The following is a 19,831-nucleotide window of genomic DNA, read 5'->3' on the forward strand; positions in this document are numbered from 1 at the left end:
GACCTGGAACAGAGAACCTTGCAGACCATCGACAACCCGTTCGGCACGAGGTTGTCACCCATGTCTTAGGTACATTCTGTTACCCATGTCTCCGGGTCGTACCCTTGAGATTTGGCGCACCCGACAGGATTCGAACCTGTGACCTCTGCCTTCGGAGGGCAGCGCTCTATCCAGCTGAGCTACGGGTGCCTTCAGGATCGGCGATCCGGAAAACGAACCAGCCGGTAAACCGGCCAGCCACGGCTTCTTAGCGGAAGCAGGCGCCGGCTTCAACGGGCAATCGCGGACGGGCTCAAACTGCCGTAGCAGCCCCCTGTCCCGTCCGGCGGCCGCGGCTGCTCATGCGGTCACGGTAAGCACTGCCTTGCCGCTGATGCTGCGCTGCCGCAGCGCGTCGAGGGCCTGGCCGACGTCCCGCCACGGCACGGTCAGGACCACCCGCGTTTCGAGCCGGCCGGCTGCGATCAGCGCGAGCAGCGAGGCTATGACGGCGCCGACCTCCGGACCGGACGCGTAGTAGGCGAAGGTCTGCAGCCGCGCGCCCTCGTGACCCGGCACGAACTGGCGGAAGCCGATGGGCGTGAGTTCGCCGCTGCTCGAGCCGAACATGACGACGGTCCCGCCAGGCGCCACCCGTTCGATCGCTCGGGCGAGGCTATCGCCGCCGACCGACTCGGTGATCAGCGAGAACAGTCCTTCGGCCAGCTCGACCGTTTCGACGACCCGCTCGGCTCCCAGGTTGCGGAGATCGGCGGCATGCCGGGCGGCGGCGACCGCCGTCACCGACGCGCCCTGCCGGCGGGCGATCTGGATCTGGAAACGGCCGACCGCGCCGCTTGCGCCGGTAATCAGGACCCGCTGGCCGGCCAGGTCGCCGCCGAGGCGCAGGGTGCGCAGCGCGGTCGTGCCTGCGACAGGGACAGTGGCGGCGGCAACGATGCTGACGTCGTCCGGCAGGATGGCGAGGTGGTCGGTTGGAACGGCGACACGTTCGGCCCACCCGGCCTGGTCGACCAGAGCCGCAACCCGGGCGCCGACGGCCGGCCCGGAGCCATCGGCCGCGGCGCGCTCGACAATTCCGGCGACGTCCTGGCCAGGCACCCAGCCGTTCGGGCGGATGCTGAGCAGGCGCAGTTCGCCGCGGTTCAGCGAGACTGCGCGGACCGAGACCAGCGCCTCGTGCGGGGCGGGCTCGGGCTCGCCAAGCTCGGTGAGCCGCAACCCGGCGGCGCTGTCGAGAGAGGTGACTAAAGCGAGCATGGCGTCATGCCTCCTTGCTGCGGCGTGCCATGCCTCGGACGTGCCCGGCTTGGCGGGACAGGCGCGGGGCGGAGGGTCTCGGAGCCCAGCCGCACGTCGAGGCAGCGGGCCGCCAAGCCGTCGCCGTCTCCGATGGCCGCTGACGATGCGATCCACCGCCCGGTCTTTCAGTACGGCCGCCGGGCGTCTGAACAATCTTTCTCATCGTCTTTGCAAGCTCCTGACCTGTTCGCAACTCCGAGCCTATCGACTTTGCCGATGGCAGAATTTAGATATCATGCCAATTGATCGCTAAAATCAGTCAAAATGAGACAGCCGCTTCGCTACCCCGGCCGAATTTCAATCCCGATGACGTCCTCGCACCGGCAATCGCCGTGCGCGTTGACGTTACCGAAACCAGGGCGGAGGTGCCGGACCACCGCCACCGCAAAGGGCAACTCGTCTTCGCGCTCGGCGGTGGCGTCACATGTCGCGTTCCCAGCGGCTTGTGGATGGTGCCGCCGCATTGCGCGGTGTGGATTCCCGGCGACATGCAGCACAGCAATATCGCGACCGCCAATGCCCGGATTTTCTTCGTCTATATCGAACCGGGAGCTACCGACCTGCCGGACCGGTGCTGCACGCTTTCGATCTCGCCGTTGCTGCGCGAGCTCATCATAGAGCTGGCGGATCGCGGTGAGGACGATGATAGGAGGGGCGAGCTCCTGACCAGGGTACTGCTCGCCGAACTGCCGCGCATGCCTGTCCAGCAGCTACATTTGCCGATCTCGTCCGAGCCGCGCTTGAGGCGCATCGCCGCGGCGCTGGCGGAAGATGCTGCCGACCGCAGCACCCTGGCGGAATGGGCCAATCGCGTCGCGCTCAGCGAGAGCAGTCTCGCACGTCTCGTGGTCAAGGAGACAGGGCTGACCTTCGGACGCTGGCGCCAGCAATTGCACTTGATCGTCGCGATGCGCGAGCTGGCCTCCGGCGCCAGCGTGCAGCAGGTTTCGGCCGATCTCGGTTACGAATCGGTCACCGCTTTTATCACCATGTTCAAGAAAGCGCTTGGCAAGCCACCGGCAAAGTATCTCAGCAGTGTCGCGCAAAACGGCGGTTCTGCGTTTGTCGCCTGATGAGCCCCCGATCCGGCGCCCACCCGGACGTCAACCCTCACTGCTGCTCGGCATACAGCAGCCGCGTCGTCGCATTCGCCGTCGCCGTCGACAGGCTGCGCTGGATCAGCGCCTCGACGTGGTCGTTGCGCTGGCGCGCGCTGTCGGCGCCCATCACCACGATGATCAGCCTGTGCCCGTCTGCATTATAGGAGGTAACGATGTTGAAACCCGAAGCTCTGATGTAGCCGGTCTTGATGCCGTCGACGCCGCGCACCCGGCCGAGCATGTCGTTGTGGCCGCGCACCAGCCTGCCGCGGAACATGAAGTCGCTGTCGGAGAAATAGTGGAAATGCTGCGGGAAGCGGGTGTGCAGCGCCATACCGAGCACCGCCATGTCACGCGCCGTCGTGTGCTGGTCGCCATCCGGCAGGCCCGAGGCGTTGCGGAAGACGGTGCTGCTCATGCCGATCTGGCGCGCCTTGGCGGTCATCATGCCGGCAAACGCCTCTTCGCTGCCGCCGAGATATTCGGCAACGGCGACCGCCACGTCATTGGCCGATTTGACGACGATGGCGCGGATCGCCGAATCGACGTCGATCGTCTCGCCGCGCCTGAACCGCAGCTTGGTCGGCGGCTGCCGCGCGGCGTAGTCCGACACGGGAATTTGCGTCTCCTTGCTGATCCGCCCCGACTCCAGCGCCTCGAAAAGAAGGTAGAGCGTCATCATCTTGGTCAGTGACGCCGGATAGCGTGGCGCCGTGGAATTGACCTCGAACAGCGTCTTGCCGGTGCCGGCGTCGATGACCATCGCGGCATATTTCTGCGGCGGCGCCGGCACGGCCAGCACGCTGTCGGGCGGCGTCACCGTCGTGCAGCCGGCGGCAAACAGCAGCAGCGCCAGCATCGCGACGTAATTGTGAATGAGCGGAAAGAAGCGCAAGGCGGACAAGTCGGTTCCGAAGGCAGGCTGTTTCTGAGACGAGGCGAAGCTATCTTACCGCAAAGGCACAGTCCATTTGGTTAATATCGGTCGGGGCCCTGGATTGGTGCCCTGTCCACAGGCCGACATGGCCGCTGTGCCGAGCCGGCTGATGGGAATTGCCGGCCATCGCGCTTGCGCAACCGGCGGCGAGTGGGCTTTGCTGGCGCCGGCAGAATCGGTAGGTGCACATGGATACGGTCACGATCACGGCAAAAGGCATTTCGGTATCGGTCGATCTTGCCGTCGGCCATCTCGCCGATATGGCGATCGATATCGATGGCCGCCGGCTTAAGCCGCTGCATCGCGCCCCCTGGGTCGGCGAGCCGCGCGAGACGCTGCCGAAAGATCTACCTGAAGGTACCGTCCACTTGTCCGGCGATTTCCTGTGCGCGCCGTTCTCGGTCAGCGACGTCGAAGCGGCACCTTTGCATGGCTGGCCGGCCAATAGTCGCTGGGACGTCGTCGACAGCGCGGCAACGGTCGATGGCTGGCGCGCCGTCTTGCGGCTGCAGCGCCGGGTCATCGGCGCAACCGTCGACAAGATCCTGATCGTGCGCGACGATCATCCCTTTCTCTATCAGGAACACGTCTTTTCCGGCGGGGCCGGCGCCATTCCGGTCGCCCATCACCCGATGACGGTGATGAAAGCCGGCGGCAGCCTGGCCTTCTCGCCGAAGCGCCTTGCCGCGACGCCGAACGAAGCGCCGGAGCCCGATCCGGCCCGCGGCCGCTCTTTGCTCGCCTACCCGGCGCGCAGCACCGACCTGACGCGCTTTCCCGCCGCCGACGGCGGCACGATCGACCTGACCGCCTATCGCATGGACCAGCTGCGTGAGGACTTCGTCACGCTGGTCGAGGCCGACCATGGCGGACCGGGCTGGACCGCGCTGGCGCGCCAGGCGGAAGCCGACCTCGTGCTGGTGCTGAAGAACCCGGCCGAACTGCCGGTCACCATGCTGTGGGTCAGCAATGGCGGGCGCGATTACGCGCCATGGAGCGGCCGCCACCGCGGCGTGCTCGGCATCGAGGACGGCCGCACGGCCGTCGGCCATGCCGCGTCGCTCGGCGACAACTGGCTGAAGCATGAAGGCGTGGCGACCGCCTTTGCCCTTGCTGAAGGGCGCCGCTTTTCGTTCCGCCATGTCATCGGCGCACTGCCATGGCCATCCGGCGAGCCGCCGCGCGACGTCACGACCTCGCCGGGCCGCATGCGCATCCTGGCGGCTGACGGTGCCGAGCGCGACATCGGCTTCGACAACGATTTCCTGCGGATCAGCCAGTCCAGGCCCGATTGAAGGCCTGGCACAAGCCGCGTTTGAAATTTTCGAAAACTGCCGCCAAAATGCGCCAGAACCATCTTAACGGATGCCAATGTCTGAGATCGCCCATCTCGCCGCTACCATTTTCAAGCGCGCCGGCAAGGCGCCGCGCTTCATTGTTGCCATTGCGGGTCCGCCCGGCGCCGGCAAGTCGACATTGTCGGCAGGCTTGCATGACCTGCTGCCGGAAGGCACGGCGGAAGTCGTGCCGATGGACGGGTTCCACTACGATGACGTCGTGCTCGAGCGGCGCGGCCTTCGCCAGCGAAAAGGTGCCCCGGAAACCTTTGATTTTGCCGGCTTCGAAGCGCTGCTGAAGCGCATCCGCGCTGGCGAGCCGGATATCGCCATCCCGGTGTTCGACCGCAGCATGGAGCTGTCGCGCGCTGCCGCTGCGATCATCGCCGCCGAGACCAAATTCATCCTGGTCGAAGGCAATTACCTGCTGCTCGACGAAGAGCCATGGACGCGGCTGGCGCCGCTGTTCGACTACTCTATCTTCGTCGACGTGCCGCGCGCCGAGCTCGAGCGCCGACTGCTCGAGCGATGGCACGAGCACGGCCGGTCCGACCAGGACGCGCGCGCCTGGATTGCTTCCAACGACATGCCGAACATCGACCGCGTGCTTGCCCGTCGGCGGCCCGCCGACCTGGTGGTCGGTGGACAGGCCTGATCTGGTAAGGACTGTTCGGCCGGAACCTTAACACTTTCAGGCCGTTATCCCGGACACGGCAATTGCATGAGGGAACGGTTAGATGGAAACCATGGCAAGAAAGCCTGCGCCCGCCAAGGGCAAGGTAACACGATCAAAAATCACTCGAGCGAAAACCAGCGCCGGCCCGGCAGGAGCGGCCCACTCCAAGGATGCGGCAAAGCCCAGCTTTGGCAAGGCGGCGCCGAAAAAGGTGATGCCTGCCGCGGCCAAAGCCGCTGCACCCAAGGCCAAAAGGTCGGCAAGCAGCAGAGGATCGATCGCAGGCAGCGCAATGCGCACCGTTAAGGCAACGGCCAATGTCGCCGCCGGTGCCGTGCTTGCGACCGCCAAAGGTGCGGCGTCGCTTGCCGCTTCCGTAGTCGGCAAGGGCGGCTCGAAACCCCGGACCAAGGCAAAATAGCCGGGGCAGTCAGGGTTCTGATCAGGCTCTGGCCGGAATGGTGAGGCCCCTCTGCACCGCCGGCCGGGCAAGGCCACGCTCCAGCCATGCGCCCACGCCCGGGAAATCGTCGAAACCGACGAGGTCCCGCGCCTCGTAAAAGCCGATCAGATTGCGCACCCATCCAAGCATCGAAATGTCGGCGATGGTGTAATCGTCGCCCATGATCCAGTTGCGGCCCTTGAGCCTCGTTTCGAGGACGCCGATCAGCCGCCGCGACTCGTCGCGATAACGCTCGAGCGGGCGCTTGTCGGCGATTTGGCGCCCGGCGAATTTGTGGAAGAAACCGACTTGGCCGAACATGGGCCCGATGGAAGCCATCTGGAAGAACACCCACTGGATCGTCTCGTAACGCAGCGTTGCGTCTGCCGGGACCAGCTTGCCGGTCTTGTCGCTGAAATAAAGCAGAATGGCGCCGGATTCGAACAGGCCGATCGGCTTGCCGCCCGGGCCGTCCGGATCGATCATCGCCGGGATCTTGCCGTTCGGGTTCAAAGACAGGAATTCCGGCGTCCAGCTCTCGTTCTTGCCGATGTCGACGGCATGCGGCTCGTAGGGCAGGCCAAGTTCCTCCAGCGCGATCGATATTTTCACCCCGTTCGGCGTCGGAAACGAATAAAGCTGGATGCGGTCGGGGTGGCTCGCCGGCCAGCGCCTGGCGATCGGAAACGCGGACAGATCGGTCATCGAAACTCCTGGTCGGGGACCGCGCCGAGCGGCATGGTCATGGCGGGTCGCAGTGAGTTAGGCGCGACGCCTGGCGCGATCAATATGCGCATGGAAAGTTTCACCGGCCCCGGTGAAAGGCCCGCAAAGGGTGTGGTCACACGGCCTTGACCGCCAGCACCGCATTGGTGCCGCCGAAGGCGAAGCTGTTGCTCATCGCGGTGCGCACCGCGCGCTCGCGTGCCACGTTCGGCGTGATGTCGAGATCGCAGTCGGTGTCGGCTTCCCGATAATTGGCGGTCGGCGGCACGATGCCTTCGCGGATCGCCATCACGCAGGCGATCATTTCCAGCGCGCCGGATGCGCCGAGGCAGTGGGCATGCATCGATTTGGTCGAGGAGACAGAAAGCTTGTAGGCATGGTCGCCGAACACGCGTTTGATCGCCGCCGTCTCGATCTGGTCGTTGGCCTTGGTGCCGGTGCCATGCGCGTTGAGATAGTCGACGTCCTCCGGATTGAGCCCGGCGTCGACGAGGCAGAAGCGCATCGCCGCCTCAGGCCCTTCGATAGTTGGCGCGACGATGTCGGAGGCGTCGGCGGAAAGGCCGACGCCGGCGATTTCGGCAAGAATAGCGGCGCCGCGCGCCATGGCATGCTCATACGTTTCCAGCACTACCATGCCGGCGCCTTCGCCGAGCACGAGCCCCTGGCGGTCGGCCGAAAACGGCCGGCAGGTGTCCGGCGACAATACCCGCAGGGCTTCCCAGCCCTTGAGGATGCCCCAGACCAGTGGCGCATCGGTGCCGCCGGCGACCATGACGTCGGCCCGGCCGAGCCTGATCTGATCGACCGCGGAGGCAATGGCGTGGTTGGATGACGAGCAGGCAGAGGTGATGCCGAACACCGGTCCACGCAGACCAAGATTCATGCTGACATGGCCGGCGGCTGCGCCCGGCATTACTTTCGGTACGGTGAAGATGCCGGCGCGGTTCTTGCCTTCGAGCAGGATGGCGCGATAGTTCTCTTCGATTGCCTCCCAGCCGCAGACGCCGACGCCGACGATGGTGCCCATCCGGTAGGTGTTGGCCGCGTGCGGGTTCAATCCCGCCTGCTGTGCCGCCTCCCGCGCGGCGATCGTCGCCAGAAGGCTGAAGCGGTCCATCGACACGACCTGTTTGCGGTCGATGCCGTGCTCGGGAAGCGCCTTGATTTCGCAGCCGACCTTGACCTTCAGATCATGCAGCAGCGGATTGTCGATCGCGCCGATTGCCGAACGGCCGGCGCGCATCTCATTCCAGATTGCCGGTGCATTGGTGCCGAGGCCGCATAACCCGCCGATGCCCGTGATGACGATCCGCTTGTGCATTCAGTCAGGCTTTTTTCGCGATCAGCGCGCGAACCGCCTCGACCATGTCGCCGACATTCTTCAGATTGCTCCAGGCATCGACCGTGTTCATCTCGATTTCGATGCCATACTCTTCCTCGAGATCGAAGATGATCTCCGTCAGTTCCAGCGAATGGATGCCAAGCGCGGTCAGTTCGGTACCGGTGGTGATTTCCTCGCCGCCCGGCTCGGCATGAGCCTTGATCTTGGCGATGATATCGTTTGCCAGCTGGTCAGCCATTCGGTTTCTTCCCCAACTCTGTCGTTTCCCGACGCCAACTGATCAGCGCCCCTTTTGTGCTCGATTACGTCGTCATCGTCGCCTTTTACCCCCGCCAGGCGCCGGTGACCGTACCAAGGTGGCTCCCTCTATAGAAACCGAAACGCTGTCAAGCAACAAGCTATATATCGACAAAGCCGCCGCAGTGCTTAACGTTGGTGTCGTGGACACGATCGCATATAGCTTGACCTCAGTGCCGCCGGCCCAGCGCGTTGCCGGCGTTGCACGGCTTGGCTGCGACTGGAACGGAGGCCGCACGCGTCTTCGGCGCCTGTACCAGGACGGCTCGGCCAAGATCCGCATGCCGGCAGTCTCGGCCGGTCCGCTCGAAGCCGTCCTGATCAACACTGCCGGCGGGCTGACCGGTGGCGACCGTCTCGCCTGGGAGGTCGATGTCGGTGCCGGCGCGTCCGCAACGATAACGACGCAGGCCTGCGAGAAAATCTATCGCGCCGCATCCGACCGCGCCGAAGTGCGGGTGCAATTGAGCGCCGGCGAAGGCGGCCACATTGCCTGGCTGCCGCAGGAAACCATCGTCTTCGACCGCTCGGCCTTTGCCCGCACGCTTGACGTGGAGCTTGCCGCCGGAGCCGAGGCGCTGATCCTGGAAGCTACCGTCTTCGGCCGCCTGGCCATGGGTGAACGGGCTTCGCAAGGCCAATTCCATGACCGCTGGCGCGTCCGCCAGGACGGGGCGCTGATTCACGCCGAGGAGTTTCGCATCGGCCCCGACATTGCCGCCACCTTGAATCGTCCGGCGGTTGCCGGCGGCGGCATCGCGGTGGCGACGCTGCTGATGGTGTCGCCGCGGGCAGAAGCTTTGCTCGAGCCGGCCCGGGCCATGGTCGGCGGCCAGGGCGGCGTCAGTTTCTGGAGCGTGCGGAAATCTGGCAAGCTTCTTGCTCGGCTGTTCGCCGAGGACGGCTACCAGCTCCGCAAGCGGCTGGTGCCGCTTGTCGAATTGCTCAACGGACGGGCGGGCCTGCCCAAATTATGGTCACTCTGATTTCGATTGTGCCACTGCAGGAAAACGCATGAATCTGACGCCGAGGGAGAAAGACAAGCTGCTGATCGCCATGGCGGCGATCGTGGCCCGCAAGCGGCTCGAACGCGGCGTCAAGCTCAACCATCCGGAAGCGATCGCGCTGATAACCGATTTCGTCGTCGAGGGTGCCCGCGACGGCCGCGCCGTCGCCGAGCTGATGGAGGCCGGCGCCCACGTCGTCACCCGGGCCCAGGTGATGGAAGGCATTGCCGAAATGATCCACGATGTGCAGGTCGAGGCGACGTTTCCAGACGGCACCAAGCTGGTGACCGTGCACGAGCCGATCAGATAAAACCGCCAAGGAGAGGAAAATGCTTCAGCTGCGTCCGAACTGCGAATGCTGCGACAAGGATCTGCCGCCCGATGCGACGGACGCGGTGATCTGCACCTTCGAATGCACCTTCTGCGCCGACTGCGCACAAAACGTGCTCGGCGGCGCCTGCCCGAATTGCGGCGGCAACTTCTCGGCCCGCCCGATCCGTCCGGCAGCGCTGCTGACGAAATATCCGGCCTCGACCAAGCGCGTCCTCAAGGCAGAAGGCTGCGGTCCGGCCCGCAAGGCGGCGTGAGAGGCATGATGATCTCGAAGATGGAAGCTACGCCGATGATCCCCGCTACGATGAAATGCACGACGCTGTCGGCGGCCCTGCTGCTGGCGGCAGCTATGCCGGCCTATGCCCATGTCGGCGTCGGCACGGTTTCGTCCTTCACCGCCGGCTTCTCCCACCCGCTCTCCGGCCTCGATCATATGACGGTGATGATTGTCGTCGGCCTATGGGCGGCGCTCAGGGGCGGCAAGGCGATCTGGGCATGGCCGCTGGCTTTCGTCGGCGTCATGCTGGCCGGCGGCGCGCTTGGCATGCTGCATGTGCCGATGCCTTTCGTCGAGCCGGCCATATTGGCGTCCGTCGTGGCACTCGGGCTGCTGGTTGCGCTCGCCGTCGATCTTCCCGTCTCGGCCGGCGTCGCCGTCATCGGCCTGTTTGCGCTGTTCCATGGCTACGCCCACGGCACCGAGGTGCCTGAAAATGCCGCTGGGCTTGGCTATACCGCAGGCTTTGCCGTTGCCACCGCGTTGCTCCATGCCGTCGGCATCACGGCTGGTCTCGGCCTCGGCTGGCGCTTCAGTGGGCTTGCCCGCGCCGCTGGCGCCGCCTGTGCCGCGATTGGCGCCGGCCTCGCCTTCGGCATCCTGTGAGGCAGTGATGATCCCCGGCGAAATCATCACGGCAAGCGGCGAGATCGAACTGAACAAGGGACTGCCGACGGTCACCATGAAGGTGGCCAACAGCGGCGACCGGCCGATCCAGGTCGGCAGCCACTATCATTTCTTCGAGACCAATGAAGGGCTGAGATTCGATCGCGACAAGGCGCGGGGCATGCGCCTCGACATCGCCGCCGGCACCGCGATGCGCTTCGAGCCCGGCCAGGAGCGCGATGTTACGCTAGTGCCGTTCGGCGGCAAGCGCGAGGTCTACGGATTTCAGCAGAAGATCATGGGCAAGCTGTGAGATCGAAGGCGTCGAGCAGTTTCGGCTCAGCCGGGCGGCTTGGCCGCCGCATAGATGACGACCTTTCCCGAATCGTCGAATTCAACCGCCAGAACGTCCTCGGTCTGCACTCGCCGCGAGTCGATAGCGTTGAACAGCAATGCGTTCGCCTCGATCTCCTTGCGCAGCTCGGCAATGTCGTCCCGATGTTGCCTGACCTTGCTTTCGATCGCCGGCGGCGGGCCGCCTTCGGTGCGCGCGGCGTCGGTAAGAAACACGATATCGACTTTGTCGAGCTTGGATGTCTTTCGCACGGCAGCGATGTTCTCACGCGTGCGGTCGATCGCCGAGCTGACCTTGCCGGCTTCCGCATTTGTCTTGGTCTCCTCCTGGCCGACCTCCGAGCCGACGATCCGGTTGACGGTCTCGGCGCTGTCGAGGCTCTGCGCGTTCAGCGCGGCGTGCGGAATGCTGGCGGCCAGAAACGCGGTCGCGGCAATGCCATGCAGCCATCTGGTGTCGGAGAAGGTGGTGATCGCCATCGCTCGTTCTCGGGGTCCTTTTCGAGGCTTGTGTCAGGGCGACAGGACCGAAACGAAACGTCCCCCGTGAAGGTTCCCTTTGCGAGGCGGCGGGCTGACCGGGCGCCGGCCCGCCGCCTTGTCTCGTCAGCTCGCTTTCTTGGTGATCAGCGTCAGCGCGCCATTGGTGCTCATGCTGGCGGCGATCACCTGCGCCGAGGTGAGCCCCTTGGCTTCGAGTGCGGACTTGACCTGCGGTGTCGCGTCGATCGAGCCGCGCAGTTTCTGCAGATCGGCGTCGCTGCGCTTGGCGATCACCTCGTTGACCTTGGCTTGAGTGTCCGCCGGCAGATCCTTGATGTCGACGACGTTGATCGCCTGGATGGTGGGCGCCTGTGGCTGCGCTCCGGGCGCGGCAGGAGCAGGCGCGGCCGGCGCCGGACTGGGCTGCTGCGCAGGCTGTTGCTGGGCGCTGGCGGCGGTTGCGAGCACCAGCGTGGCGGCGGCTGCCAGAAGGGTCGTTTTGCGCATGGATGTTCCTTTCCATCGATTGGCAAATGGTCGTTTTGGGGTGACCCGGCCACCTCAAACGCCAAATGGGATCGGAAAGTGTCGCTCAGCGGGTCATTGCGTGATCATAGGATGGCAGCAATGTGGGGCCCGCCTTCGACAAGCGGTATTTTCGGGCTGTATTTCGGGAGCAATTGCTGATGGCTAAAATCACCCGCGCCGCCTATGCGCAGATGTACGGCCCGACCGTTGGCGACAAAGTCCGGCTCGCCGACACCGAGCTGTTCATCGAGGTCGAAAAGGATCTCACCGTTCACGGCGAGGAGGTGAAATTCGGCGGCGGCAAGGTCATCCGCGACGGCATGGGCCAGAGCCAGGTTTCACGCGCGCAAGGCGCGGTCGACACCGTCATCACCAATGCGCTGGTCGTCGATGCCACCGCCGGTATCGTCAAGGCCGACATCGGCTTGAGGGACGGCCGCATCGTCGCGATCGGCAAGGCCGGCAATCCGGATACCCAAGGCGGCGTCACCATCATCATCGGTCCCGGCACCGAGATCATCGCCGGCGAAGGCAAGATCCTGACCGCCGGCGGCTTCGACGCGCATATCCACTTCATCTGCCCGCAGCAGATCGAGGAAGCGCTGATGTCGGGCATCACCACCATGCTCGGCGGCGGCACCGGCCCGGCGCACGGCACGCTGGCGACCACGTGCACGCCGGGGCCGTGGCATCTGGCGCGCATGATCCAGTCTTTCGACGCCTTCCCGATGAATATCGGGCTGTCGGGCAAGGGCAACGCGTCGCTACCTGCCGCGCTCGAGGAGATGGTGCTCGCCGGCGCCTGCTCGCTGAAGCTGCATGAGGACTGGGGCACGACACCGGCTGCAATCGACTGCTGCCTGTCGGTCGCCGACGATTACGACGTGCAGGTGATGATCCACACCGACACGCTGAACGAGTCCGGCTTCGTCGAAAACACGGTCGCGGCGATCAAGGGCCGCACCATCCATGCCTTCCACACCGAAGGCGCCGGCGGCGGCCACGCGCCTGACATCATCAAGGTCTGCGGTCTGCCCAACGTCATTCCGTCCTCGACCAATCCGACGCGTCCCTACACGGTCAACACGCTGGCCGAGCACCTCGACATGCTGATGGTCTGTCACCATCTGTCGCCGTCGATCCCCGAAGACATCGCCTTTGCCGAAAGCCGCATCCGCAAGGAAACCATCGCCGCCGAAGACATTCTTCACGACATCGGCGCCTTCTCGATCATCTCGTCGGACAGCCAGGCCATGGGCCGCGTCGGCGAAGTGGCGATCCGCACCTGGCAGACCGCCGACAAGATGAAGCGCCAGCGTGGTTCGCTGCCGCAGGAGACCGGCGACAACGACAATTTCCGCGTCCGCCGCTACATCGCCAAATACACCATCAATCCGGCCATCGCGCATGGCCTGTCGAAGGACATCGGCTCGGTGGCGGTCGGAAAACGCGCCGACCTTGTGCTGTGGAACCCGGCCTTCTTCGGCGTCAAGCCGGACATGGTGCTGATCGGCGGCATGATCGCCGCCGCCCCGATGGGCGATCCCAACGCCTCGATCCCGACGCCGCAGCCGATGCACTATCGGCCGATGTTCGGCGCCTACGGCAAGGCGATGACCAATTCGTCGGTGACCTTCGTTTCGAAGGCCGGGCTCGACGCCGGCCTGCGCGGCAGGCTCGGCGTCGACAAGCAGATGGTGGCCGTCGAGAACACCCGCGGCGGCATCGGCAAGCATTCGATGGTGCTCAACGACGCCACGCCGCATGTCGAGGTCGACCCGGAGACCTATGAGGTCCGCGCCGACGGTGAATTGCTCACCTGCGAGCCGGCAACGGTGCTGCCGATGGCGCAACGCTACTTCCTGTTCTGAACCCTAGGCGTTAGAACGACCGATGTAGAACATGCCGCGCCAGGCCTATGGACCAGCAACTCCCCTACGCCCACGACATCTTCCCGCATATCCGCATTGTCCTGGGCATGGTGATCGGCCTTGGCGTCACCCGCCTGCTGTCGGGGCTCGCCCGCATCGTCCAGCATCCCGGCCAGTACCGGCTCTATCCCGTGCACCTCGCCTGGGTTGCGTCGGTGCTTTTGATGCTGGTGCATTTCTGGTGGTGGGAGTTCGGCCTCTTCCAGATCGAGAATTGGACCTTCGGCAAATACCTGTTCATCATCTTCTACGCCGTCACGCTGTTCCTGCTCTGCGCGCTGCTGTTTCCGGACTCGATGCTGGACTACACTAGCTATGAGGATTTCTTTTATTCGCGCCGGGCCTGGTTCTTCGGCCTGCTGGCGGCGACCTATCTGCTCGACGTGGTCGACACGCTGCTGAAAGGGCCGGCGCATTTCGCCCATTTCGGCGTCGAATATCTGATCCGCACGCCGGTTTTCGTCGCGCTTTGCGTCATTGCGGTCCTGCTGCGCGACCGCCGCTTTCACATCGCCTTTGTCGCCGGCGCGCTCGTCTATCAGGTATCGTTTATCCTGCGGCTCTTCGACACGATTGTTTGAGCGCCATTGGGGCGGCGGACGCGATAGGCTAGGCTTTTGGGAGAGGCAGTTTTTACATGAAGCTCGATATTCGCACCGACTTCACCAAATTCCCGCGCGCAGTCGCCGTCCTGGCCGCAGGCGAAGCCGGAACCACCACGCCATACGACCGGGCGGTGCTTGCCCATGACGAGCGGCATCTGCGCCGTCGTGCCATCGAAACGGCCGGTAGCGACAAGGTGCTGGTCGACCTGCCCGAACCGGTGACGTTGAACCATGGTGACCGGCTGGTGCTGGAGGATGGCCGCCACATCGAGATCATCGCGGCCGAAGAGCCGCTCTACGATATCAGGGGCAGCGACCCGATCCATCTCGCCGAGCTCGCCTGGCACATCGGCAACCGCCATCTCGCCGCCGCCATCGAGGCTAACCGCATCCTCATCCTGCGCGACCATGTCATTAAGACGATGCTGGAGGGATTGGGCGCCATTGTGAGCGACGTCTCCGAACCGTTCAAGCCGGTGCGCGGCGCCTATTCCGCGCATGGCGGGCACGGCCATGCCCATGCCGAGGCACATGCGCACAGCCACGCCGAAGCGCATTCCCATAGCCATAGCGATTCTCATTCCCACAGCCATTCGCACGACCATGACCATGACTGACCGGCCTTCCAGCGTTGCCCAGCCTTCCAATATTGCTTTGTTGCGGCTGATGGCGTGGCTGTCGCCTTCCTTCCCGGTCGGCGGCTTTTCCTACAGCCATGGCCTGGAACAAGCCGTGCATGCCGGGCTGGTTGCCGACAGCAAAGATCTCGCCGCGTGGCTGGAAACGCTCGTCGAGATGGGTTCGGGCTGGAATGATGCGGTGCTGTTTGCCCAAAGCTGGCGCAGGGCGCGCGAAACCGGCGATCTCGATGAAATCGTCGCCCTTGCCGAAGCTCTGGCAGGCTCGCGCGAGCGTCATACCGAGACGATGCTGCAGGGCGCCGCTTTCCTGAAAGCAGCCTCCGCCTGGCCGTGCCAGGTGCTGGATCGCCTGCCGACCGAATGTGCCTATTGCGTTGCCGTCGGCGCTGTTGCCGGCGATCACGGCATTTCGCTGCGGGACGCCCTGGCCGCCTTCCTGCAGGCCTTCTTCTCCAACCTTGTTCAGGCCGCGATCCGGCTCGGCGCCGTCGGCCAGACCGGCGCCACCGCGCTGCTAGCCGGCTTCGAGCCGCTTGCCCTGGCTACGTCCGACCGCGCTGCCGGCTCGACCCTCGATGATCTCGGCGGCTGCGCTTTTATCTCCGACATCACGGCGATGAAGCACGAGGCCCAGTATTCGCGGCTGTTCCGCTCATGATCGTCCTCGCTTTCGCCCTCTCGCTCGTCCTGCTGCTGATCACCGCGTTGCATGTCTATTGGGGCATTGGCGGCATCTGGCCGGGCAGGGATGTCGCCTCCTGCGCCCGCGCCGTCATTGGCTTTCATGGCGTCGACGAAATGCCGGCACCCTTCGCCAGCTTCGCCGTTGCCGCCTGCCTTGGCCTGGCGACACTGTGGCCGATGGCGCTCGAGGGCATCTTTGCTACGCCCTTTCCCAAGGCCGGGCTTGCCGCCACGTCGCTGCTCATCGCGCTGGTTTTCCTGGCGCGCGGCATTGCCGGCTTCACGCCGTGGTGGCGCCGGCTAACGCCCGAACAGCCTTTCGCGCGGCTCGATCTGCGTTATTATTCGCCGCTGTGCCTGCTGATCGGGCTTGCCTTCGCCATTCTTGCCGTCACGGAGTTCCCCGCATGATATCGCCCAATGGTCCTCTTCGCATCGGCATTGGCGGCCCGGTCGGCTCGGGCAAGACGACGCTTACCGAAAAGCTCTGCAAGGCACTGCGTGACGAGTTTTCGATTGCCGTCGTCACCAACGACATCTACACCAAGGAAGACGCCATGATGCTGGCCAGGTTGCAGGCCCTGCCCGAGGATCGCATCGTCGGCGTCGAGACCGGCGGCTGTCCGCACACCGCCATCCGCGAGGACGCCTCGATCAATCTGCAGGCGATCGCCGAGATGACCAGAAAATTCCCCGATCTCGACATCGTCTTCATCGAATCGGGCGGCGACAATCTCGCCGCCACCTTCTCGCCGGACCTTGCCGACCTGACGCTCTATGTCATCTCGGTTTGCCAGGGCGAGGAGATCCCGAGGAAGGGCGGACCGGCGATCACCCGGTCCGATTTCCTGGTCATCAACAAGAGCGACCTTGCGCCCTATGTGAACGTCAATCTCGACATCATGGAACGCGACGCTGCCCGCATGCGCGGCAAGCGGCCGTTCGGCTTCACCGACCTGTCGCGCGGCAAGGGGCTGCAGGAGGTGATCGATTTCATCGTCGGGCATGGCGGGCTTCGGGTCGGCGCGGCCACCAGCACGGCGGCATAACGGCGCTCGCCTGTACCAAACGAAACCGGTTGCGCGTGTTCCAGCCGCGCGGCATCCTTGCTTCTTTCACGGAGGTTTACGATGAGCATCACGCGCCTGCAGAAGGAAGTGCTGACCAACCTGCCGTTCTATGAGGAGCGCGTCGACCTCGCTTGCGCCTTCCGCTGGACGGCGCGGCTCAACATGCACGAGGCGGTGGCCAATCATTTCTCACTGGCCGTCAACGACGATGGTTCGCAATTCCTGATGAATCCCAACCAGGTGCATTTCTCGCGCATCAAGGCGAGCGATCTGCTTCTGATCGACGCCAACGATCCCGGCACGCTCTCCGGCCCGAATGCGCCCGATCCGACGGCGTGGGGCCTGCATGGTGCCATTCATCGCAATGTGCGTCATGCGCGCTGCGTCATGCATGTCCACTCGATCCACGCCACCGTGCTTGCCTCGCTCGCCGACTCGACGCTTCCGCCGGTCGACCAGAACTCGGCAATCTTCTTCAACCGCCATGTCGTCGACGCTCATTATGGCGGGCTGGCCTTCGAGGAAGAGGGCGAGCGCTGCTCGCAGCTTCTTGTCGACCCGAAGGTCAAGGTGATGGTGATGGGCAACCATGGCGTGCTGGTCATCGGCGACAGCGTCGCCGACACCTTCAACCGCATGTTCTATTTCGAGCGCGCCGCCGAAACCTATATCAAGGCGCTGTGGACCGGGCGGCCGCTGCGGGTACTGTCGGATGAGATCGCCGAAAAGGCGGCAAGGGAACAGGAAGACTATCCCGGCCAGGCCGAACGCCACCTTTCCGAACTGAAGGCGATCCTCGACGAGCAGGAGCCTGCCTACCGGAGTTGAGCGCGGTCCCGCCGGGCCTGGCTTAAAGCCCGAGTTCGGCTCGCAATTCGTCGGCGCTGTTGATGATTATCGCCCCCGGCGGCCCCTCCATGGGCGCCTCTGGCCAGAAGATCGTCTTCATTCCCGCTGCCAGCCCCGCCGTGGCGCCGGTCACGCTGTCGTCGACCGCCACGGCCTCGGTGGGATCGACGTCGGCCAGCCAGGCGGCGCGCAGGAAAGGTTCGGCATGCGGCTTGCCTTCACGCACGTCGTTCCGGCTGACCGTCTTCATGCCGGGATAGACGAGGCCGACGGCGCGCAGATTGGCATCGACGATCAGCCTGTCCGAGTTGGAGACCACCGCTTGCGGTACGCCAAGCGCGCGCAGCTCGTTGAAGATCTCGATCGCGCCTCTGCGCGGCGTCAGCGTTTGGGCCATCGGCAGATAGTGATCGTATTTGCGCACGATCCAGTCGTCGAAAGGCAGGTCGAGGCCGAACTCGTCGCGCAGCATTTCGTAGACTGGCCATGCGGCGATGCCGAGCACGCGCTCATGCAGGTCGGCCGGCGGTACGATGCCGACACTGTGCAGCGCCGCGATCAGCGCCGCTTCGTGCAGCGGCTCGCTGTCGACCAGCGTGCCGTCCATATCCCAGAAAACCGCTTTCGGCGTCATGCAAGGCTCCATTCTCAAAAATCCCTTAAAGCGTTTGGCGCAGGAGATAAACCGCGGCGTCCCGCTAATGCATGTCGCGCAACAGTGTGCAGCGGTTTTGCGATACGGACATGCATAGAAAGCAAGAGTCTAAAGCGCATCGCATAAGCCCGATTGAACGCGACGCGCTTTGGACCGAGATTGTGCGACCTCCACAGCCTTGCTGTTGCGACGAGACTGGGTCGACCCGCCACTTCGCTCCAAATACCCAAGTCTCAGCCCTAAGCAATTGCTCTTGCAATAGGCAATTGCGCGCAAGTTCATTCCCTGCGAAACTACGGCGCTCCGCCTCTTATGCCCGGCGGGGTTGGGAGGCAGGAACTTGAATTCGCGGCAGGATAGCGGCGGCAACAGGCTGGACGATGCGGCGCGCGCCGGCTGGCTCTATTACGTTGCCGGCAACACCCAGGACCAGATCGCCGCCACGCTTGGCATCTCCCGGCAGACGGCGCAGCGGCTGGTGTCGCTCGCAGTCTCCGAAGGATTGATCAAGGTGCGCGTCGACCATCCGATCGCCAATTGCCTCGACCTTGCGGCACGGCTGAAATCGCGCTTTGCGCTTGATCTGGTCGAGGTGGTGCCCAGCGACCCTTCTTCTTCCTCTACCGTCATCGGCGTCGCCGAGGCGGCGGCGGCCGAGATCGAACGGCGGCTGCGGTCGCCGACGCCGATCGTCATGGCGATCGGCACCGGCCGCACGCTGAAGGCCGCGATCGAGCAACTGCCGCCGATGGAATGCCCGCAGCACAAGGTGGTATCGCTGACCGGCAACATCTCGCCGGACGGCTCGGCCGCCTTCTACAACGTCATCTTCACCATGGCCGACAGGGTCAAGGCGCGCTCGTTTCCGATGCCTTTGCCGGTCATCGCCTCCTCGCCGGAGGAGCGCGAGATGCTGCTGAGCCAGCCGATGATCCAGCCGACGCTGGCGCTTGCGGCCGAGGCCGACGTCACCTTTGTCGGCATAGGCGATCTCGGCCCGAAGGCGCCGCTTTACGAGGACGGCTTCATTTCGGAGGGTGAATTAAAGGCGTTGCAGAAGGCCGGCGGCGTCGCCGAGATCGTCGGCTGGGTGTTCGATCGTGACGGCCGTATGATCGAGGGTATTACCAATGATCGGGTGTCGTCGGCACCGCTGCCGTCGCGCGAAAAGTCGCTGGTGATCGCGCTTGCCATGGGCGACCGCAAGCTGCCGGGCATCTTCGCCGCCGTCAACCGGCGGCTGGTCAACGGCCTGATCACCGATGAGCGGACCGCCGCCGCCTTGCTAGCGGGCGCATGATCTCCGAGCCGCTGGCGGTCGGAAACGATCATGTGAAATCGAAACGCATCTGAATCCCCGATAAAACGAGCGTCACTACTGGTGCCGGCCGCATGGATCGTTGCCGTCGAGAAAGCCCATGTCGCGCTGCAGATGCGGCGGCAGCTCCCGGACGTCGAGATAGGCCCGTTTCCGCGCCGCGTGCCTTGCCAATCCTCGCGCCAACCGTGAAAACCATCCATGGGCTGGAGCAAGAAGCAGCTTTTCCTGTATTGTGGTCATGATCGTCAGCCTTCGCTATCTCTAGGCGTAATTGATCTTCAATACGGAATATCGGTAGGCCCGGCCGGTGCCGCCAATCAAACGT

The 19,831-nt window shown here is 64.4% G+C and carries 27 protein-coding genes and 1 tRNA gene; 17 read left to right on the forward strand and 11 right to left on the reverse strand.

From position 1 onward, the window contains the following. Positions 1–112: 112 nt before the first annotated feature. Positions 113–189: transfer RNA gene (locus NKJ13_RS09415), tRNA-Arg, on the reverse strand. 150 nt (positions 190–339) lie between these two features. Further along, positions 340–1,260 carry a zinc-binding dehydrogenase gene (locus NKJ13_RS09420; protein WP_352736669.1) on the reverse strand — a complete coding sequence of 307 codons (921 nt, stop codon included), beginning with the start codon at positions 1,258–1,260 and terminating at the stop codon, positions 340–342. Between the two features lie 374 nt (positions 1,261–1,634). Between NKJ13_RS09420 and NKJ13_RS09425 the strand changes: the two genes are divergently transcribed. Continuing rightward, positions 1,635–2,375: an AraC family transcriptional regulator gene (locus NKJ13_RS09425; RefSeq protein ID WP_502901894.1), complete on the forward strand. Its 741-nt coding sequence runs from the start codon at positions 1,635–1,637 to the stop codon at positions 2,373–2,375. 37 nt (positions 2,376–2,412) lie between these two features. Here NKJ13_RS09425 and NKJ13_RS09430 read toward each other — a convergent pair whose 3' ends face one another. After that, positions 2,413–3,306: a D-alanyl-D-alanine carboxypeptidase family protein gene (locus NKJ13_RS09430; protein ID WP_352736671.1), complete on the reverse strand. Its 894-nt coding sequence runs from the start codon at positions 3,304–3,306 to the stop codon at positions 2,413–2,415. A gap of 221 nt (positions 3,307–3,527) precedes the next feature. Here NKJ13_RS09430 and NKJ13_RS09435 point away from each other — a divergent pair, with 221 nt between their 5' ends. Together NKJ13_RS09435 and NKJ13_RS09440 are read left to right on the forward strand one after the other, a co-directional pair. Then, positions 3,528–4,634, forward strand: a complete 1,107-nt coding sequence (locus NKJ13_RS09435; RefSeq protein ID WP_352736673.1) for a hypothetical protein — start codon at positions 3,528–3,530, stop codon at positions 4,632–4,634. 76 nt (positions 4,635–4,710) lie between these two features. Beyond that, positions 4,711–5,331: a nucleoside triphosphate hydrolase gene (locus NKJ13_RS09440; RefSeq protein WP_254815818.1), complete on the forward strand. Its 621-nt coding sequence runs from the start codon at positions 4,711–4,713 to the stop codon at positions 5,329–5,331. A 78-nt stretch (positions 5,332–5,409) separates the two neighbouring features. On the opposite strand, the gene NKJ13_RS09445 is transcribed toward NKJ13_RS09440, so the two are convergent. Further along, on the reverse strand, positions 5,410–5,652 hold the full coding sequence (locus tag NKJ13_RS09445; RefSeq protein WP_352686329.1) for a hypothetical protein: 243 nt from the start codon (positions 5,650–5,652) through the stop codon (positions 5,410–5,412). Between NKJ13_RS09445 and NKJ13_RS09450 the strand changes: the two genes are divergently transcribed. Further along, complete coding sequence (locus NKJ13_RS09450; protein ID WP_302893450.1) at positions 5,645–5,773, forward strand: hypothetical protein; 129 nt, start codon at positions 5,645–5,647, stop codon at positions 5,771–5,773. The genes NKJ13_RS09445 and NKJ13_RS09450 overlap by 8 nt on opposite strands. A gap of 21 nt (positions 5,774–5,794) precedes the next feature. Here the strand turns inward: NKJ13_RS09450 and NKJ13_RS09455 are convergent, their stop codons facing one another. From NKJ13_RS09455 to NKJ13_RS09465, 3 genes are all read right to left on the reverse strand, one after another. After that, positions 5,795–6,499, reverse strand: coding sequence for a glutathione S-transferase family protein (locus NKJ13_RS09455; RefSeq protein ID WP_352686332.1), 705 nt, complete (start codon positions 6,497–6,499; stop codon positions 5,795–5,797). A 136-nt stretch (positions 6,500–6,635) separates the two neighbouring features. Continuing rightward, on the reverse strand, positions 6,636–7,844 hold the full coding sequence (locus NKJ13_RS09460) for a beta-ketoacyl-[acyl-carrier-protein] synthase family protein (protein WP_254815821.1): 1,209 nt from the start codon (positions 7,842–7,844) through the stop codon (positions 6,636–6,638). 4 nt (positions 7,845–7,848) lie between these two features. Further along, a complete protein-coding gene (locus NKJ13_RS09465) occupies positions 7,849–8,103 on the reverse strand; it encodes an acyl carrier protein (RefSeq protein ID WP_352509366.1) in 255 nt (84 codons plus the stop codon). A 202-nt stretch (positions 8,104–8,305) separates the two neighbouring features. On the opposite strand from NKJ13_RS09465, the gene NKJ13_RS09470 reads away from it, so the two are divergent. Genes NKJ13_RS09470 through NKJ13_RS09490 form a run of 5 tightly spaced genes read left to right on the forward strand, consistent with a single transcriptional unit; the run spans position 8,306 to position 10,698 of the window. Then, the gene (locus tag NKJ13_RS09470; protein ID WP_502901895.1) at positions 8,306–9,148 is read left to right on the forward strand and encodes an urease accessory protein UreD; all 843 of its coding nucleotides are present in this window, start codon (positions 8,306–8,308) and stop codon (positions 9,146–9,148) included. A 28-nt stretch (positions 9,149–9,176) separates the two neighbouring features. Continuing rightward, a complete protein-coding gene (locus tag NKJ13_RS09475; protein WP_023677011.1) occupies positions 9,177–9,479 on the forward strand; it encodes an urease subunit gamma in 303 nt (100 codons plus the stop codon). A 19-nt stretch (positions 9,480–9,498) separates the two neighbouring features. Continuing rightward, a complete protein-coding gene (locus NKJ13_RS09480; RefSeq protein ID WP_254815822.1) occupies positions 9,499–9,756 on the forward strand; it encodes a DUF1272 domain-containing protein in 258 nt (85 codons plus the stop codon). Positions 9,757–9,791: 35 nt separating this feature from the next. Further along, positions 9,792–10,385: a HupE/UreJ family protein gene (locus NKJ13_RS09485; RefSeq protein ID WP_352477099.1), complete on the forward strand. Its 594-nt coding sequence runs from the start codon at positions 9,792–9,794 to the stop codon at positions 10,383–10,385. A gap of 7 nt (positions 10,386–10,392) precedes the next feature. After that, positions 10,393–10,698, forward strand: coding sequence for an urease subunit beta (locus tag NKJ13_RS09490; RefSeq protein ID WP_352476983.1), 306 nt, complete (start codon positions 10,393–10,395; stop codon positions 10,696–10,698). Positions 10,699–10,724: 26 nt separating this feature from the next. Here the strand turns inward: NKJ13_RS09490 and NKJ13_RS09495 are convergent, their stop codons facing one another. Together NKJ13_RS09495 and NKJ13_RS09500 are read right to left on the reverse strand one after the other, a co-directional pair. Then, positions 10,725–11,219 carry a hypothetical protein gene (locus NKJ13_RS09495; protein WP_352476984.1) on the reverse strand — a complete coding sequence of 165 codons (495 nt, stop codon included), beginning with the start codon at positions 11,217–11,219 and terminating at the stop codon, positions 10,725–10,727. Positions 11,220–11,345: 126 nt separating this feature from the next. Further along, entirely contained in the window at positions 11,346–11,729 is a 384-nt protein-coding gene (locus NKJ13_RS09500; protein ID WP_023677006.1) for a hypothetical protein, read from the reverse strand. Positions 11,730–11,908: 179 nt separating this feature from the next. Between NKJ13_RS09500 and ureC the strand changes: the two genes are divergently transcribed. From ureC to NKJ13_RS09535, 7 genes are all read left to right on the forward strand, one after another. Next, positions 11,909–13,621, forward strand: coding sequence for an urease subunit alpha (gene ureC / locus NKJ13_RS09505; protein ID WP_502901896.1), 1,713 nt, complete (start codon positions 11,909–11,911; stop codon positions 13,619–13,621). Between the two features lie 47 nt (positions 13,622–13,668). Continuing rightward, positions 13,669–14,262, forward strand: coding sequence for a hypothetical protein (locus tag NKJ13_RS09510; protein ID WP_352509365.1), 594 nt, complete (start codon positions 13,669–13,671; stop codon positions 14,260–14,262). A gap of 56 nt (positions 14,263–14,318) precedes the next feature. Beyond that, positions 14,319–14,903 carry an urease accessory protein UreE gene (locus tag NKJ13_RS09515; protein ID WP_352686338.1) on the forward strand — a complete coding sequence of 195 codons (585 nt, stop codon included), beginning with the start codon at positions 14,319–14,321 and terminating at the stop codon, positions 14,901–14,903. Continuing rightward, complete coding sequence (locus NKJ13_RS09520) at positions 14,896–15,585, forward strand: urease accessory protein UreF (RefSeq protein ID WP_352686341.1); 690 nt, start codon at positions 14,896–14,898, stop codon at positions 15,583–15,585. The genes NKJ13_RS09515 and NKJ13_RS09520 overlap by 8 nt, the downstream gene beginning before the upstream one ends. Further along, entirely contained in the window at positions 15,582–16,022 is a 441-nt protein-coding gene (locus NKJ13_RS09525) for a DUF3995 domain-containing protein (protein WP_352736675.1), read from the forward strand. Before NKJ13_RS09520 ends, NKJ13_RS09525 begins: the two co-directional genes overlap by 4 nt. After that, positions 16,019–16,660, forward strand: a complete 642-nt coding sequence (ureG, locus tag NKJ13_RS09530; RefSeq protein ID WP_352686343.1) for an urease accessory protein UreG — start codon at positions 16,019–16,021, stop codon at positions 16,658–16,660. The genes NKJ13_RS09525 and ureG overlap by 4 nt, the downstream gene beginning before the upstream one ends. 81 nt (positions 16,661–16,741) lie before the next feature. Beyond that, a complete protein-coding gene (locus tag NKJ13_RS09535; protein WP_254815830.1) occupies positions 16,742–17,509 on the forward strand; it encodes a class II aldolase and adducin N-terminal domain-containing protein in 768 nt (255 codons plus the stop codon). 22 nt (positions 17,510–17,531) lie between these two features. Here the strand turns inward: NKJ13_RS09535 and NKJ13_RS09540 are convergent, their stop codons facing one another. Further along, positions 17,532–18,164: an HAD family hydrolase gene (locus NKJ13_RS09540; protein WP_352509360.1), complete on the reverse strand. Its 633-nt coding sequence runs from the start codon at positions 18,162–18,164 to the stop codon at positions 17,532–17,534. A 361-nt stretch (positions 18,165–18,525) separates the two neighbouring features. Between NKJ13_RS09540 and NKJ13_RS09545 the strand changes: the two genes are divergently transcribed. Next, a complete protein-coding gene (locus tag NKJ13_RS09545) occupies positions 18,526–19,485 on the forward strand; it encodes a sugar-binding transcriptional regulator (RefSeq protein ID WP_023722533.1) in 960 nt (319 codons plus the stop codon). Between the two features lie 75 nt (positions 19,486–19,560). On the opposite strand, the gene NKJ13_RS09550 is transcribed toward NKJ13_RS09545, so the two are convergent. Beyond that, entirely contained in the window at positions 19,561–19,746 is a 186-nt protein-coding gene (locus tag NKJ13_RS09550) for a hypothetical protein (RefSeq protein WP_254815832.1), read from the reverse strand. Between the last annotated feature and the right edge of the window lie 85 nt (positions 19,747–19,831).

Origin of the sequence: Mesorhizobium sp. M0174 (genome assembly GCF_040322275.1) — a bacterium.
GTDB lineage: Bacteria > Pseudomonadota > Alphaproteobacteria > Rhizobiales > Rhizobiaceae > Mesorhizobium.